Annotated in this window: 12 protein-coding genes; 3 read left to right on the top strand and 9 right to left on the bottom strand. The window is 72.9% G+C overall.

Features of this window, described 5'->3' with window-relative positions; genetic code table 11:
• Positions 1-89 precede the first annotated feature (89 nt).
• Complete coding sequence (rpsT, locus tag MUN74_RS00185) at positions 90-350, top strand: 30S ribosomal protein S20 (RefSeq protein WP_244854288.1); 261 nt, start codon at positions 90-92, stop codon at positions 348-350.
• A 421-nt stretch (positions 351-771) separates the two neighbouring features.
• Here the strand turns inward: rpsT and holA are convergent, their stop codons facing one another.
• The 4 genes from holA to MUN74_RS00205 form a co-directional block, all read right to left on the bottom strand.
• The gene (gene holA / locus MUN74_RS00190; RefSeq protein WP_244854289.1) at positions 772-1,794 is read right to left on the bottom strand and encodes a DNA polymerase III subunit delta; all 1,023 of its coding nucleotides are present in this window, start codon (positions 1,792-1,794) and stop codon (positions 772-774) included.
• A 25-nt stretch (positions 1,795-1,819) separates the two neighbouring features.
• The gene (locus tag MUN74_RS00195; protein ID WP_244854291.1) at positions 1,820-4,177 is read right to left on the bottom strand and encodes a ComEC/Rec2 family competence protein; all 2,358 of its coding nucleotides are present in this window, start codon (positions 4,175-4,177) and stop codon (positions 1,820-1,822) included.
• A 1-nt stretch (position 4,178) separates the two neighbouring features.
• Positions 4,179-4,865, bottom strand: coding sequence for a ComEA family DNA-binding protein (locus MUN74_RS00200; RefSeq protein ID WP_244854292.1), 687 nt, complete (start codon positions 4,863-4,865; stop codon positions 4,179-4,181).
• A gap of 94 nt (positions 4,866-4,959) precedes the next feature.
• Positions 4,960-5,817, bottom strand: coding sequence for a DUF3626 domain-containing protein (locus MUN74_RS00205; protein WP_244854294.1), 858 nt, complete (start codon positions 5,815-5,817; stop codon positions 4,960-4,962).
• 122 nt (positions 5,818-5,939) lie between these two features.
• On the opposite strand from MUN74_RS00205, the gene MUN74_RS00210 reads away from it, so the two are divergent.
• Both MUN74_RS00210 and MUN74_RS00215 read left to right on the top strand, forming a co-directional pair.
• Positions 5,940-6,275, top strand: coding sequence for a VOC family protein (locus tag MUN74_RS00210; protein WP_244854296.1), 336 nt, complete (start codon positions 5,940-5,942; stop codon positions 6,273-6,275).
• Between the two features lie 17 nt (positions 6,276-6,292).
• Positions 6,293-6,805: a MarR family winged helix-turn-helix transcriptional regulator gene (locus tag MUN74_RS00215; RefSeq protein WP_244854298.1), complete on the top strand. Its 513-nt coding sequence runs from the start codon at positions 6,293-6,295 to the stop codon at positions 6,803-6,805.
• Between the two features lie 9 nt (positions 6,806-6,814).
• Here MUN74_RS00215 and leuS read toward each other — a convergent pair whose 3' ends face one another.
• The 5 genes from leuS to cydB all read right to left on the bottom strand — a co-directional run bounded on the left by leuS (position 6,815) and on the right by cydB (position 15,373).
• A complete protein-coding gene (gene leuS, locus MUN74_RS00220) occupies positions 6,815-9,388 on the bottom strand; it encodes a leucine--tRNA ligase (protein ID WP_244854299.1) in 2,574 nt (857 codons plus the stop codon).
• An 89-nt stretch (positions 9,389-9,477) separates the two neighbouring features.
• On the bottom strand, positions 9,478-10,941 hold the full coding sequence (locus MUN74_RS00225; RefSeq protein ID WP_244854301.1) for an anthranilate synthase component I family protein: 1,464 nt from the start codon (positions 10,939-10,941) through the stop codon (positions 9,478-9,480).
• 9 nt (positions 10,942-10,950) lie between these two features.
• On the bottom strand, positions 10,951-12,669 hold the full coding sequence (gene cydC, locus MUN74_RS00230; RefSeq protein WP_244854303.1) for a thiol reductant ABC exporter subunit CydC: 1,719 nt from the start codon (positions 12,667-12,669) through the stop codon (positions 10,951-10,953).
• Positions 12,662-14,356 carry a thiol reductant ABC exporter subunit CydD gene (gene cydD / locus MUN74_RS00235; protein ID WP_305038260.1) on the bottom strand — a complete coding sequence of 565 codons (1,695 nt, stop codon included), beginning with the start codon at positions 14,354-14,356 and terminating at the stop codon, positions 12,662-12,664. The genes cydC and cydD overlap by 8 nt, the downstream gene beginning before the upstream one ends.
• A 12-nt stretch (positions 14,357-14,368) precedes the next feature.
• Positions 14,369-15,373 carry a cytochrome d ubiquinol oxidase subunit II gene (cydB, locus tag MUN74_RS00240; RefSeq protein WP_244854305.1) on the bottom strand — a complete coding sequence of 335 codons (1,005 nt, stop codon included), beginning with the start codon at positions 15,371-15,373 and terminating at the stop codon, positions 14,369-14,371.
• Positions 15,374-15,379: the final 6 nt, after the last annotated feature.

Here is a 15,379-nt window from a genome sequence, read left to right on the forward strand (position 1 = left end):
CGTGTGGGTCCCACCCCGCACGAGACGCCGTGGCGGCCCCTCTACCGTTCACGGCACCTCCAGTACCCGCACGAACGAAAGATTCCCACGTGGCAAACATCAAGTCGCAGATCAAGCGCATCCGCACCAACCGCAAGGCCGAAGAGCGCAACAAGGCCGTCAAGAGCGAGCTCAAGACCGTCGTGCGCGCCGCCCGCGAGGCCATCGCCTCGGGCGACAAGGAGAAGGCCACCGCCGCCGTGCGCGTCGCCTCGCGCAAGCTCGACAAGGCCGTGTCGAAGGGTGTCATCCACCAGAACCAGGCCGCGAACCGCAAGTCGGCGATCGCCAAGCAGGCCGCCGCGCTCTGAGTCGCAACTGTTTCGCATGAAGGCCCCGCTCCGGCGGGGCCTTCGTCGTCTCCGGGATGCCTCGGCGCCGGCGCCGTTCGCGTCGGCGCCGTGCAGGGAACGCACGTGCGCTGCGCCGAGCTTCATCGAGAGCGCACTCATCGCCCGCGAATGGGCCACGACTGCACGCTCGAGACACCCGGCGCGGGCCGAGCGACGCGCCACCTCCCACCTGCACCGCCTCCCCCATCGAGAGCGCACCCGTCGCCCGCAAATGGGCTATGACTGCACTCTCGAGACGTCCCACCGGGTCGGAACGGCGCACCACCTCTCCAACGGCGCACCGCCTCCCCCGCGAGAGCGCACTCATCGCCCGCGAATGGGCCACGACTGCACGCTCGAGACACCCGGCGCGGGCCGAGCGATGCGCGCAGGGCGTACGTCAGCGACGGCCGCGGGCCGAGATGACGCCGACGAGACGCTCGAGCGCGAACACGGGGTCGCGCTCGGCACCCTTGACGGCGGCGTCGGTCGCGGCAAGGGTCTCGATCGCGACGCCGAGTCCCTCGTCGGTCCAGCCGGCGAGGTCGCGCCGCGCCCGGTCGACCTGCCACGGAGCCATGCCGAGCGACGACGCGAGCTGGGCGCCGCTGCCGCGCGAGCCCGAGACCTTCGCCATCGTGCGCAGCTTCATCGCGAACGCGGCGACCATGGGCACCGGGTCGGCGCCGCTGTCGAGAGCGTGACGCAGCGCGATGAGCGCCTCACCGTGGCGCCCCGCGATCGCCGCGTCGGCGACGGCGAATGCGTTCGTCTCGACCCGGCCGCCGTAGTAGCGATCGACGACCGCTTCGGTGATGTCGCCGGGCGCATCGGCGATGAGCTGACGGCACGCCGCCGACAACTCACGCAGGTCGTCGCTGAAGGCGCCGACGAGCGCGCGCAACGCGCCGGGAGCCACCTTGCGGCCGGCGGCGCGGAACTCGGCCGCGGCGAAATCCTGCTTCTCGGCGTCCTTCTTGAGCTCGGCGCAGACCACCTCGATGCCGCCGCCAGTGCCCGCTCGGATCGCGTCGAGCAGCTTCTTGCCGCGCACGCCGCTACGGTGCCGCAGTACGAGCGTCGTCGTGTCGTCGGGCTGCTCGAGGTACTCGAGCGCGTCGAGGAGGAAGTCGTCGCTGGCCTTCTCGACCGCGCTCACCCGGATGAGTCGAGGCTCGCCGAAGAGCGAGGGGCTCGCGAGCGTCAGCAGTTCACCTCGTCGGTACCCGTCGGCCTCGAGGTCGCTCACCTCGAGCGCGGGATCTTCGGCGCGCAGGAAATCGCGCAGGAGCCCGATCGCACGCTCCGCGAGCACGTCTTCGCCACCCGAGACGAGCACGATCGGCGCGGGCCGCACGGCGTGCCAGGCGAGCTGCGGGATCGCGACCTTCGTTCGCGCCGCTGCGCCACCGCGTGCTGCCACCCGTGCCTCCGTTTCGTCTTCCAGTCTACGGGCGACCGCCGACGCCGCCGCGACGCTCGCTCCAGACGGCGAAGCCGTCGCCCGTCGCCTCGAGCGCGATCGAGCCCATCTCGTCGGTGCGCAGGGCAGCTGTCGCCGAGTGCTCGAGCAGGTCGAGCGCCCGGTCGGTCGGATGCCCGTAGCCGTTGTCGGCACCGACGCCGATGAGCCCGACGGCCGCATGCAGGCGATCGTAGAGGCGACCGCTCTGGTCGTTCGACCCGTGATGGGCGACCTTGACGAGGTCGACGTCGTCGATGTTCGCCGAGCGCAGCACGCGATCCTGCGCGGTCTCGCCGAGGTCGCCGAGGAAGACGCCGCGGAACCCCGGCGCGGCCAGGTCGATCACGACACTTGCATCGTTGCCCGGCGTCGCCTCGGGCTCGGGCCAGAGCACCTGCCAGCTCGCCGCGCCGAGGGTGCCGTGCATGCCCGCGGTCGCCTCGACCGGCCGAGCCCCCGCGGCCACGAGCGGATCGAGCACCCGTGCCGACCGGTCGCCGTCGAGCGGTCCGTGCACCACGACGTCGGCCCTGCCCGCGAACGCCGGAAACCCGGCGACGTGGTCGGCGTCCCAGTGCGTGAGCACGACGAGATCGAGCCGGTCGACGCCGAACAGGTCGAGGCATCTCGTGAGCGCCGCGGCGTCGGGCCCGGCGTCGATGAGCGCGACGGCATCGCCCGACCGGACGAGCGTCGCATCGCCCTGCCCGACGTCGCACGCGACGACGTCCCAGGCGGTGGGCCGCATCGCACGCGCGACGAGGGGCGAGCCACCGGCCAGACCGACCGATGCGGCGAGCGTCACCACGAGCACCGCGCCGACGCCGACCCGGCGCCGGGTGCCCAGCGGCGGACCGATCACGAGTCGGAGCGCGAGCGCGGTGCTCGCCGCGAGCACCACCGCGCCCGGCGCATCCGCGAGCCAGGCGAGCCGCCCGCCGGGCAGCGTCGCGCCCGTGTGCGCGACGACGGCGATCCACTCGGCCGGCCACCAGGCGACCTGCATGGCCGCGAAGCCGACCGACGGCAGCACGGGCAGCAGCACGCACCCGATGAGCCCGGCGACCGTGCCGACCGGCGCGGCCGGTGCCGCGAGCAGGTTCGCCGGCACCCCGTAGACCGCGATCGCCGGATCGAGCAGCACGAGCACGGGCTGGCACGCGAGCTGGGCCGCGAGCGGCACGCCGAGCACGAATGCGAGCGGCGTCGGCATGACGCGCGCGAGCGCCTTCGAGAGCGGCGCGGCGAGGAGCAGCAGTCCGGCGGTGGCCGCGACCGAGAGCGCGAACCCGTAGTCGCGCGCGTACCAGGGGTCGACGACGAGCAGCACGACGACCGCGAGGGCGAGGGCGGCCACTCCCCCGCCCGGTCGTCCGGCGGCGAGGGCCGCGAGCACGACGACCGCCATGACGGCCGCGCGCACGACGCTCGACTCGGGGGTGACGAGCACGACGAAGGCGCCGAGCGCGACGAGTGCGATGACGACGCGGATGCCTCGCCGGAGGCCGGCCGCCGCGGCCGCCGCGAACGCCGCCGCCGTGATGATGGCGCAGTTCGCCCCGGAGACCGCGGTGAGATGGCTCAGCGAACTCGCCTTCATGTCGTCGTCGAGCCGTGCGTCGACCGCACTCGTGTCGCCGATCGCGAGGCCCGGCACGAGCGCGCCGCCGTCGCCGTCGAGTTGCGCGGCCGTCTCGGCGAAGCGGGTGCGCAGGTCGCCGCTCCAGGCGAGCCACGGCGGCGGCCGTTCGACGGCGACCTCGCCCTCGGCGTGCAGGTCGAAGGCTTCCGGCTCCGCGCTCGGCGAGGGCGCCGCCCGAGCGACGAACGCGAGCCGCGCCCCGAGCTGGAGGTCGGCCGGCACGGCTTCGACGACGCCGCTCACGGGCACCGCACTGGTCGCACGGCCGTCGACCTCGACGAGTCGCCCCTCGAACCGGAGCGATGCCGTGGGCCGCCCCGCATTCGAGTCGGGCTCGGTCGAAGCCGACGATGCGGCAGCGCCCCACATCGTCACCAGTCGGCGTGGCGCGGCGGTGAGCTCGACGACGACCGGCGTCGGCGCGCGATCGTCCGCGGCCGCTGCGAGCGGCGATGCGCTCCGGGCTCCGAGCGCGACCGCGGCGGCCGATGACACGAGGGCGACCGCGGCGACGCACACCAGCACGGTCGCGGCGATCGGATGCCTCGTGACCAGCACGATGACGAGCGCGACCGCCGCGGCGACCCATGCTGCCGCTGCGAGCAGTCCCGCGTCGAGTCCGGCGTCGGGTGCCTGAACGACGAGCCACGCGCCGGCCCAGGCCGCACAGGCCGGAAGTGCGAGCCGCAGGGCCGGCATGTCAGAGCGCCACCAGGTCGACGAGGCCGGAGTAGACGGCATCGCCGATGCCGGCGACGTCGAGCAGTTGGTCGGTGCTCGTGAACGGCCCGTTCGCGTCGCGCCAGTCGACGATGCGTTGCGCGAGAGCCGGCCCGATGCGGGGAAGCGTGTCGAGCTCGGCGACGTCGGCCGTGTTCAGGTGCACCTTGCCGTCACCGGCGCCGCCCGCGGCGCCCCCTGCTCCCCCGGCCGGTGCACCGCCCGCGGCGACCTCGCCGACCTTCGGGACGAACAGCTGCTCGCCGTCGGCGACCGCCCTGGCGAGGTTCACTCCGGCCGGATCCGCGTCGGCGCTGAGTCCGCCCGCCGCCGCGATCGCATCGACGACGCGCGCACCCTCGTCGAGCTCGACGAGTCCCGGCTTCGCGACCGCGCCGAGCACATGCACGAGCACGACGGGCGGGGCGGCCGTCGCGATCGACCCGGCTGAGCCGCCCGAGGCATCCCCACCGCCGGCGGAGCCGTCGAACCCGACCGTGCCCTGGCCGCCGCCGCCCGACGAGGCGAACGACAGCACCGCGGCGACCACGACGGCCGCGATGAACAGCACGACCGCGGCGCCGACGCCCAGCCGTACCCGGGCGGGCGCACGGCGCGCCGAGGGGTCGAGCGCGGCCAACGGATCCGGCGAGTCGTGAGGCGGCATGCCCGCACGCTATGCGGGCGCCGACCGCGCAGCGGCTAACGGAGACACGAGCGTGGAGAGCCCGCAGCATCCCCAGGCTGTCGAGGACGAGTGGTCAGGCGTCTGCGTCGCCCGGCCACTCGCGTCCGAAGCGGGCGAGGTGATGCCAGACGTACTTGACGAGCTGGGGGTCGTAGCCGCCCGACGCACGCGCACGGCCGAGCACGACCGGGGTGAGCACCCCGTCGACGGCGATCGCGCGAGCGACCTCGACGGTGTCCTCGCCCCGGTACTCGGGGTTCGCCTCCACGGCCGCGAGGTCGAGGCGGTAGCCGGGATGCCGCTCGACGACGATCCCGGCCTGCTCGGCGATCCGCAGCGTCGCGTCGTCGTCGAACGACGGGTCGACGACGACGGCTTCGACGTCGGCCGGCACGGAGACTCCGCCGTGCACCTGCGCTTCGATGTAGCGGTTCAGCAGCTCGTCGGGCTCATCGGCATGGAAGTCGTCGATGAGCCCCAGCCGATCGGCGACACCGAAGAGCTCGGGCTGGAATGCGCTGTCTGGATACACGAACGTCGCGCGCCCGATCGCCTCGGGCCGGAGTCGGAGGTAGGCCGAGCCGAACCGGGGTGCCGCTCCGTACGGGTCGTCGGCGAGATTCAGCGCACCGTAGGCCGGTCGCAGCTGCGAGGGGTGCTCGTCGTAGGCACCCCCGAACAGCCGGCTCTCCCAGTGCCAACGGTCGCCGCCCGGCACCGCGGTGAGCCCGCCGTTGCTCGTGCCGGTCACGAACTGCGAGGCGTACCGCCCCTCCTCGAGGATGCGACGGAGCACGGGACGCCCGTGCAGGTCGGACTCGGGATGGAAATGGAGGACGAGTCGTGCTTCGGCGGGCAGGGTACCGCCCGGCTTCGAGCGTTCGGCCACGGCGGTGAGGGCGGCACGCCAGGGGTCGGGGTTCGGATCCATTCGGCCATTCTGGCAGCGACGACCGGTCGCCTTCGGCCTATGACGCGGGCGACGCCGGCGAGCTTCCATGCGCCGGTCGGACTGCTTGACCAGTTCGACAGGCACCTGTCAAACTGACCGACGTGGAAACCACCCTGCATCGCGTGATCGTCTCCGTCGAATCGGCCGAGGCCGCGCTCGCCTTCTATCGGGACCTGCTCGGCCTCACCGTGCATGCGGGCGGCGGCATCACGCGCCTGAGCGACGGAGCCGTCGAGATCCTGCTGCACGAACGCCCGAGCCGGCCGAGTGACCTCGGGATCGCGCTCAGCTTCCGCGTCGACGATCTCGACGCGACCTGCGCGACCTGGCGACGAGCCGGCGGCACCGTGGTCGACCCACCGGCCGAACAGCCGTGGGGCGAACACCTGGCGGTGCTGCGCGACGCCGACGGCCACCTCGTGTGCCTCACGCAGTGAGTACCGCCGAGCCGCCGATGCCCGTGAGGTCGGACTCGCCGGACCCGCCCGAGGTGCTGCTCACCCGGCTCGTCGACCACGTCTTCGCGCTCTCCGGGCGCTTCCTCGCGGTCGGCGACGAGATCACCCGTCCCGAGGAGCTGAGCGCCGCCCGATGGCTCGTGCTCGGCGCACTGCAGGACGGCCCGTCGAGTCCCGCCGAGATCGCGCGCCGACGGGGGCTCACCCGGCAGTCGATCCGTGAGAGCGTGGCGCGCCTGGAGCGGAGCGGGCACCTCGTGCGCACCGCCGGCGACGACAAGCGCACGTTCCTCGTGGAGCTCACGGCGCGCGGACGCGCCGCGCTCGCCCGCATCGAACCGCGGCGTCGTTCGTGGGCCGAGGAGACCGCCGCGAGCGTCGACGCCGCGGAACTGCAGGCGGCCGTCGCGCTCTTGGCGCGCCTCCGAGCGGCCACCGCCGATGAACCCACCACCGACGCCGCGACCGACGGCGCAGTCGCCGATGCGACCGACGCCGCCGACGGATGACCGCCCGCGTCAGCCCCTGGTCGCGATGTTCACGAGCTTCGGCGCGCGAACGATCACGTTGACGATCTCGCTGTCGCCGATCGTGCGCACCACCGCCGCCGACGACCGGGCGAGTTGCTCCAGCTCGTCAGCCGTGATCTTGGGCGACACCTCGAGACGGTCGCGCACCTTGCCGTTGACCTGGACGATCGCGGTGACCTGGTCTTCGACCAAGAGCGCGGGGTCGGCCTTGCGCCACGGCACGAGCGCCACGGTCGGCTCGTAGCCGAGCCGCTGCCACATGTCCTCCGCGGTGTACGGCGCGAACAGGTCGAGGATGATCGCGGTCACCTCGGCCGCCTCGCGCACGGCCGCGTCGCCCGCGCCGGGGCCGGAGTCGATCGCCTTGCGGGTCGCGTTCACGAGCTCCATGAGCCTCGCCACGATCACGTTGAACTTGTAGGCCTCCGCCAGCCCCGGGGCATCCGCGAGCAGTCGGTGGGTCACGCGGCGCAGCGCACGGTCGCCCGTCGACCAGTCGACACCGGGTGCCGACGTGACCTCGCCGGCGATGCGCCACGCGCGCGCCAGGAACTTCGCCGAGCCGACCGGCGAGACGTCCGCCCAGTCGATGTCGTCCTCAGGAGGACCGGCGAACGCGAGCGTGACCCGCAGCGCGTCGGTGCCGTGCGCGGTGAGCTCGGAGGCGAACTCGACGAGGTTGCCCTTCGACTTCGACATCTTCGAGCCGTCCATGAGCACCATGCCCTGGTTGAGCAGCGAGGTGAACGGCTCGGTGAAGCTCAGGTAGCCGAGGTCGAACAGCACCTTCGTGATGAACCGCGAGTACAGCAGGTGCAGGATCGCGTGCTCGACGCCGCCGACGTACTGGTCGACGGGCGCCCACTTCTCGGCCTGGGCCGGGTCGAACGCCTGCGTGTCGTCGTTCGCGTTGAGGTAGCGCAGGTAGTACCACGAGCTGTCGACGAAAGTGTCCATCGTGTCGGAGTCGCGCTTGGCCGGGCCGCCGCAGTTCGGGCAGGCGACGTTCACCCAGTCCTCGGCGGCACCGAGCGGGCTCGAGCCCTTCGGCTTGAGGTCGAGGCCGGCCGCGTCGGGCAGCCGCACCGGCAGCTCCGACTCGGGCACGGGCACCTCGCCGCACTCGGCGCAGTGGATGATCGGGATGGGCGTGCCCCAGAAGCGCTGGCGGGAGATCAGCCAGTCGCGCAGGCGGAAGTTCTTCGCCGCACGACCCGTGCCGCGCTCGTCGAGGATCTCGATGGCGCGACGGATCGCGTTCGACTTCGAGAGCCCGTCGAGCGGGCCCGAGTTGATGAGGCGCCCCTCGCCCGTGAGCGCGACGCCCGTGCCGGCGGGGTCGAGCGGCGGCAGGTCCTCGGGCAGGTAGGGGTCGCCGTTCTCGTCGAGCGGGATGACCGGGATGACGCCGGTGACGGGTGCGTTCGTGTCGACCACGACGCGCACCGGCAGCTCGAAGGCCCGCGCGAAGTCGAGGTCGCGCTGGTCGTGGGCGGGCACGGCCATGATCGCGCCGTGACCGTAGTCGGCCAGCACGTAGTCGCTCGCCCAGATCGGCAGGCGCTCGCCGTTCAGCGGGTTGATCGCGTAGCGCTCGAGGAACACGCCCGTCTTCGGTCGGTCGGTCGCGAGGCGCTCGATGTCGCTCTCGGCGCGCACCGAGTCGAGGTAGTCGTCGAACCGCTGCTGCACCTCGGCCGAGGCACCCTCGGCGAGCTCGGCCGCGAGCGGCGAGTCGACGGCGACGACCATGAACGTCGCACCGTAGAGCGTGTCGGGACGCGTCGTGAACACGGGGATGCGGCCCTCACGGCCCTCGATCTCGAACTCGACGTCGGCGCCGGCCGAACGGCCGATCCAGTTGCGCTGCATCGAGACGACCTTCGACGGCCAGGTGCCCTCGAGCTGGTTGAGGTCGTCGAGCAGGCGGTCGGCGTAGTCGGTGACCCGGAAGTACCACTGGGTCAGGGCCTTCTTCGTGACGACCGCGCCGCAGCGCTCGCAGTGGCCGTCGACGACCTGCTCGTTCGCGAGCACGGTCTGGTCGTTCGGGCACCAGTTGACCTGGCCGGCCTTGCGGTAGGCGATGCCCTTCTCGTAGAGCTTGAGGAACAGCCACTGGTTCCACTTGTAGTACTCGGGGTCGGAGGTGTGCAGCTCCCGCGACCAGTCGAAGCTCGGCGCGTACTGACGGAAGGACGCCTTCTGCTGGGCGATGTTCGCGTAGGTCCACTCGCGCGGGTCGGCGCCGCGCTTGATCGCCGCGTTCTCGGCGGGCAGGCCGAAGGAGTCCCAGCCGATCGGGTGCAGCACGTCGAAGCCCTGGTGGCGCCAGTAGCGCGCGGCGATGTCGCCGAATCCGAACGCCTCGGCGTGACCCATGTGCAGGTCGCCCGAGGGGTACGGGAACATGTCGAGCACGTACTTGCGCGGACGCGTGTCGCCCGCCGCTCCGGCGCGGAAGGGCTCGAGCTCGTCCCACACGGGAAGCCACTTCGCCTGGATGGCGGCGAAGTCGTACGCGCCGGACTCGGCGTTCGCGGGGTCGTGATCGTGTGCCACGTGACTCTCAATCGTGTGTCGCTCGGCGGGCTCGGCCCGCTCGTCCTCCGGGCGCGCCGGATCGCGGCGCACTCGGGTATCAAGACTAGTCAATCCAGGCGGGTGGATGCCTCGCCGAGGGCTGCGAGCAGGGCACGGGCCTTGACCCGGGTCTCCTCGATCTCCTCCTCGGCGACCGAGAGTGCCGTGATGCCGCCGCCCGTGCCGATCGAGGCGCCGCTCGGCGCGATCACGATCGAGCGGATCACCATCGCCAGGTCGGCTCCGCCGTCGACCCCGAGGTAGCCGAAGGCGCCCGAGTAGACGCCGCGCGGCCCCCGCTCGAGATCGTGCAGGATCGCCATGGCGCTGCGCTTGGGCGCCCCGGTCATCGAGCCCGCCGGGAACGCGGCACGCACGACGTCGAGCGCGCTCACGGGTGGCGCGATGCGCGCCCGCACGGTCGAGACGAGCTGGTGCACGTGCGGGTACTCCTCGACCTCGAGCAGGCCCTCGACGCTCACACTGCCGAGCTCGGCGATGCGACCGAGGTCGTTGCGCATGAGGTCGACGATCATGAGGTTCTCGGCGCGCTCCTTGTCGCTCGCGAGGAGCTCGGCGCGGAGCGCGGCATCCCGCACCGGGTCGGCGTCGCGCGGCCGGGTGCCCTTCATCGGCTTCGTCGAGACGAGCCCCGACGGCTCGATGTGCAGGAACTGCTCGGGCGAGGCGCTGCACAGGGCGAACCCCCCGAAGCGCAGGTACCCGCCGTGGTGGCTCGGGCTCGAAGCGCGGAGCGCCAGGTAGGTCCCAGCCGGGTCGGGGTGCACGTCGAGGTCGACGCGGTTCGTGAGGCACAGCTGGTACGCGTCACCGCGCGTGATCGCCGCCTGGCATTCGCCGATGAGCCGGGCATAGGTCGTCGCATCGTGGCGCCAGTGCGCCACCGGGGCGGCACCCTGGGTCGCGGCTGCCGGCGTCGGTGCAGGATGCCGCGCGCCGGCGCCCCCATCGGCCATGGGTGCATTCGCAGCGGACGACGTGAGCTCCGCGGCGAGTTCGTCGGCCCACGCGTCGGCGTCGTCGGACTCGATCCAGACGAGCCTCGTGCGCCGTGCGCCGTGGTCGAAGGCGATCACCCGGTCGAGGAACACGAACGCGGCGTCGGGCGTCTCCGCGTCGGCGATCGGGACTCCCGCGAGCCCTGCGCCGAGCTCGTAGCCGAACCAGCCGAACCAGCCGAGCGGCGCCGGTGCCGTCTCGCCCGCCGCGAGGGCGACCTGCGGCAGTGCGAGGGTGTCGGCGAGTCGTTCGAAGACGCCGCCGCGATGCACGACCGGTGCGTCGTCGTCGGCCTCGCCGACCGGCCGCCGCACCGTGACCGTTCCGCTCGCGAGGTCTGCCGTGACGACCGGGCTGCCCGCATGGGCGGCGCCGAGCACGCTCACCCCGGTCGCCCCTTCGTCACCGCCGTCGAGCCACACGACGTGATCGCGCTGCGCGAAGCGTTCGGCGAAGACGACGCGGGGTTCGCACCACGACGGCAGATCGCGCGAACGCAGTCGAGGGGGCATCCCCACAGCCTACGGGGCGGCGTGCGCCGCCGACGGTGCGCGGTCCGCCTCCGTGAGTCGGCCGTCCGCGATCGAGACGACCCGGTCGACGAGCGCCGGATCGACGGGCGTGTGCGAGATGACCACCACCGTGCGGTCGTCGCCCGCGGCGCCCAGCAGATCGGCGAGCAGCGCGTCGGCCTGCTCGCGATCGACGTTCGCGGTCGGCTCGTCGAGCACGAGCACCGGAAAGCCGGCGAGCATCGCCCGGGCGAGCGCGATGCGCTGCGCCTGACCGCCGGACACGAGTGCACCGCGCTCGCCGACCTCCGCGTCGAGACCACCGCGCTCGGCGAGCCAGTCGCCGAGGCCGACCCGCTCGAGCACGTCGACGAGCTCGTCGTCGCTCGCCGTGTCGCGGGCGAAGAGCAGGTTCTGGCGCACGTCCTCGTCGAAGAGCCACGGCGACTGCTCGACGAGCCCGACGAGCCGCCGCACCGCGGCTGGATCGAGCCGGTCTGCATCGATTCCGTCGACGAGGTATTCGCCGCCGGTCACGGCCAGGAAGCGCACGAGCACGTGGGCGAGCGTCGTCTTGCCCGCCCCCGACGGACCGCGCACGAGCACGCGCTCCCCCGGCCCGAGGTCGAGGTCGATGCCCGACAGCGCGGCGCCGCGCGCGCCGGGCCACGCGGCCGAGGCGGCGACGAGCGTGAGTCGCGGCGGCCGACCGGCCCGTGGTGCAGCCGCCGGTGCGGCGGGTGCGACCGGGATCTCTGCGGGTGTCTCGCCGGGCACCGCCTCGGCGACCCGCTCGGCGCTCACGCCGGCCAGGCGCCAGGCCGTCATCGCGGGCGGCAGCGCGGCGGCGACCTCGGCGATCGCGAGGGGCACGAGGCAGAGCATCGCGAACGTCGGTCCGTCGATGCGGCCGTCGGCGAGCAGCGGCTGCCCGGCCAGCAGGCTCGCCGCGACCGCGAACCCGCCGATCGCCGTCATGAGCGCCGCGGCCGCACCCGCCGCGGAGGCGTTGGCGCGTGCGTGCCGGGCGAGGCGGTCGCCGAGCGCCTCGATACGACGGCGACTGGCCGCGGCCGCGTCGAAGGCGACGAGCGTCTCGAGCGACTGCGCATGCTCGACGACGGCGGCCTGCAGCTCGCCGCGGAGCGGTGCGAGACGCCGCTCCGCCCGCGACGCCACCGCATGCTGCACCACGAGCGACGCACCGACGCCGATCACGAGGCAGCCCGCGACGGCGGCTGCCGAGGCGGGCGACACGAGCGCGACGCCCACCACGGCCCCCGCGAGCACGACGAGCGCGCTCACCACGGGCTGCACGACCCGCAGCGACACGTTCTGCAGTTCGTCCACGTCGCCGGTGAACCGCGCGAGCAGTTCGCCGTGCCGGAGGTCGGCGACGCCGTCGGGCGCGACGGGCAGCATCCGTTCGAACACGCCCGTGCGGATGGCTGCGAGTTGTCGGAAGGCGGCGTCGTGCCCGGTCAGCCGTTCGAGGTAGCGGAAGACGGCGCGGCCGAGCGCGAACGCGCGCACGCCCACGATCGCGAGCGACAGGTAGAGCACGGGCGGCTGCTCCGCCGCGCGGGCGATGAGCCAGGCCGAACATGCCAGCAGCGCGACGGTCGAGCCGCCCGAGGCGACGCCGAAGAGGACCGCCGGCAGCAGCCGGCCGATCGGCGGGATGCTCGTGCGGAGCACGGCTCGGGTGCGAGTGGTGCGTTCAGACACGGGCCGCCTCCTGGGAGATGACGAGGTCAGCCGCGGCCACGAGGTCGGGGCGATGGGTCGCGACGAGGACCGTGCGTCCGTCGGCGGCGAGCCGGCCGAGCCCGTGGGCGAGTTCGGCCTCCCGGCTCGGGTCCTGGGCGGAGGTGGGCTCGTCGAGGAGGAGCAGCGGGAGGTCGCGCGCGAGCAGGCGGTGCACCGCGCGCGCGATCGCCACGCGCTGTGCCTGACCGCCGCTCAGGCCGCTGCCGCCGGGGCCGACCTCGCGGCCAGCGGGCACGTCGACGCCGGCGAGACGCAACGCCTCGTCGAGGAGCGATTCGTCCGCGGTCTCGTCGCCGAGGCGCACGTTCGACCCGACCGTTCCCGCGAGCAGCACCGGGGTCTGGCCGGCCCAGGCGATCCGCTCGCCACCGGCCGCCAGCCGACGGCCGTCGAGCGTGATCGAGCCCGAGCAGGGGGCGAACCCGAGCAGCGCGGCGAACAGCGTCGACTTTCCGCTGCCGCTCGGGCCGACCACAGCCGCCACGGCGCCGGCGGGCACTGAAACCGTCAGGTCGTCGACCACGACGCGCTCACCGCGGCGCACCGTGAGGCCGACGAGCTCGAGCCCGCGGCCGGTGGCGCTCGCGCCGCCTGCGGTGCCCGCGCCGGTCACCCTCTCCGGGCCGACCGAATCGTCGCCGAGTTCGGCGCGGGGCATGGCCACGTCGGCGACGTGGGTCGCCGCATCCGCGCCCTCGACCGCCTCGAGCAGCGCGAACGCGTCGCCCGCCGCGGTCACCCCCGCCGCCGAGGCGTGGAAGGCCGCGCCGACGTTGCGCAGCGGCAGGAAGACCTCGGGTGCGAGCACGAGCACGAACAGGCCCGCGCCGAGCAGCATGTCGGCCGAGACGAGCCGCAGGCCGATCGCGACCGCGACGAGGGCCACCGACAGGCTCGCGGCGAGCTCGAGGGTGAAGCCCGAGAGGAACGTCACCCGCAGCACCTTCATGGTGTGGCGACGGTACCCGTCGGTGACCGTCCGGATGCGGCCGACCTGCCGTTCGGCGCGGCCGTAGAGCAGCAGGGTCGAGAGGCCGCCGACGACCTCGAGGAACCCGCGCGACAGGGCCGACAGGCTCTCCCACTGGCGCTGCTGCACGCTCTGCGTCGCCATGCCGATGAGGGCCATGAACACCGGCGTGAGCGGCAGCACGATCACGAGGATGAGACCGGACAGCGGGTCCGCGATCCAGGCTGCGACGATGAGGGCGGGCGTCGCCACCACGGTCAGCACGAGCTGCGGGAGATACCGGCCGAAGTAGTCGTCGAGGGCGTCGAGCCCGGGCCCGAGGAGCGTCGCGATCCGCGCCGTCGGGAAGCCCGCGACACCGCTCGGCCGGCGCTCGAGCGCCGCGAGGAGTTCCGCCCGCAACTCGCCCTTCACGCGCATCGCGCCGCTCGACCCCACGAGCTCCCAGCCCCAGGCACCCAGCGCCCGGGCGCCGGCACCGCCGACGAGCAGCGCGACGAGGGGTGCGGCGTCGGCCATCGGCATCCCGTCGATCAGGCCGGTGACGAGCCCCGCGATCGCCCACGCGACCGCGATGATCGCCGCCGCCTGCACGACGGCGAGCACACCGCCCGCGACGAGGAAGCCGCGGGCCGCGCGCGAGCGCCTGACGAGTCTGGGATCGAGCGGTTTCACGAGGTTCCCCGATCAGTGAGCGGCGGCCTCGACGTGCGCGCGGCTCACCCGCTTGCGGAAGATCCAGTACGTCCAGGCCTGGTAGGCGAGCACGAGCGGGAGGAAGATCAGCGCGACCCAGCTCATGACCGTGAGCGTGTACGGCGTCGAGGAGGCGTTCTCGATCGTGAGGCTGTTCGCCGGATCGTTCGAGGCCGGCATCACGTCGGGGAAGAGCGAGGCGAACAGGGCGAGCACGGCGGTCGCGACCGTGATCGCGAGCAGGGTGAACGCCACGCCCTCCGCGCCGCGGAGGTTCGCGAACCACCCGCCGATGAGTGCGACGGCCGCGATCCCGGCGAGGATCCAGAACCAGGTGGTGCCGAACGCGAGCCCGGTCCACAGCAGGAACACCGCTGCGACCACGATCGTGATGAGACCCGACCGCGTCGCGAGTCTCCGGGCCCGCGCCCGGAGCTCTCCCTCGGTCTTGAGCGAGGCGAACACGACGCCGTGGGTGAAGAACAGCAGGAGCGTCGTGAGTCCGCCGAGGAGCGCGTAGGGGTTGAGCAGGTCGAACAGCGTGCCCGTGTAGTTGTGGCCGGCGTCGAGCGGCACGCCCTGCACGATGTTCGCGAACGCGACGCCCCACAGGAGCGCCGGCACGGCCGACCCGACCACGATCATGCCGTCGAACCACGCCTTCCATTTCGACTCGGGCCGCTGGTGGCGGTATTCGAACGAGACGCCGCGCGCGATGAGTGCGAGCAGGATGAGCAGGAGCGCGAGGTAGAACCCCGAGAACAGCGTCGCGTACCACTCGGGGAAGGCGGCGAACAGGGATGCCCCTGCGACTATGACCCACGTCTCGTTGAGGTCCCACACCGGGCCGATGGTGTTGATGAGCACGCGGCGGTCGGTGTCGTCCCTGCCGAGGAACGGCAGCGACATGCCGACGCCGAAGTCGAACCCGTCGAGCACGAAGTAGCCGACGAAGAGGAATGCGACGATCCAGAACCAGAGCGTAGAGAGATCCATGTCCGT

Origin of the sequence: Agromyces sp. H17E-10 (genome assembly GCF_022919715.1) — a bacterium.
In the GTDB taxonomy this organism is placed as follows: Bacteria; Actinomycetota; Actinomycetes; order Actinomycetales; family Microbacteriaceae; genus Agromyces.

Coding starts and splice junctions, on each gene's coding strand:
- MUN74_RS00195 (WP_244854291.1), bottom strand. CDS start 4,177: ATGCCGGCCCTGCGGCTCGCACTTCCGGCCTGTGCGGCCTGGGCCGGC.
- MUN74_RS00215 (WP_244854298.1), top strand. CDS start 6,293: ATGCCCGTGAGGTCGGACTCGCCGGACCCGCCCGAGGTGCTGCTCACC.
- cydB (WP_244854305.1), bottom strand. CDS start 15,373: ATGGATCTCTCTACGCTCTGGTTCTGGATCGTCGCATTCCTCTTCGTC.
- MUN74_RS00205 (WP_244854294.1), bottom strand. CDS start 5,817: ATGGATCCGAACCCCGACCCCTGGCGTGCCGCCCTCACCGCCGTGGCC.
- MUN74_RS00200 (WP_244854292.1), bottom strand. CDS start 4,865: ATGCCGCCTCACGACTCGCCGGATCCGTTGGCCGCGCTCGACCCCTCG.
- MUN74_RS00225 (WP_244854301.1), bottom strand. CDS start 10,941: ATGCCCCCTCGACTGCGTTCGCGCGATCTGCCGTCGTGGTGCGAACCC.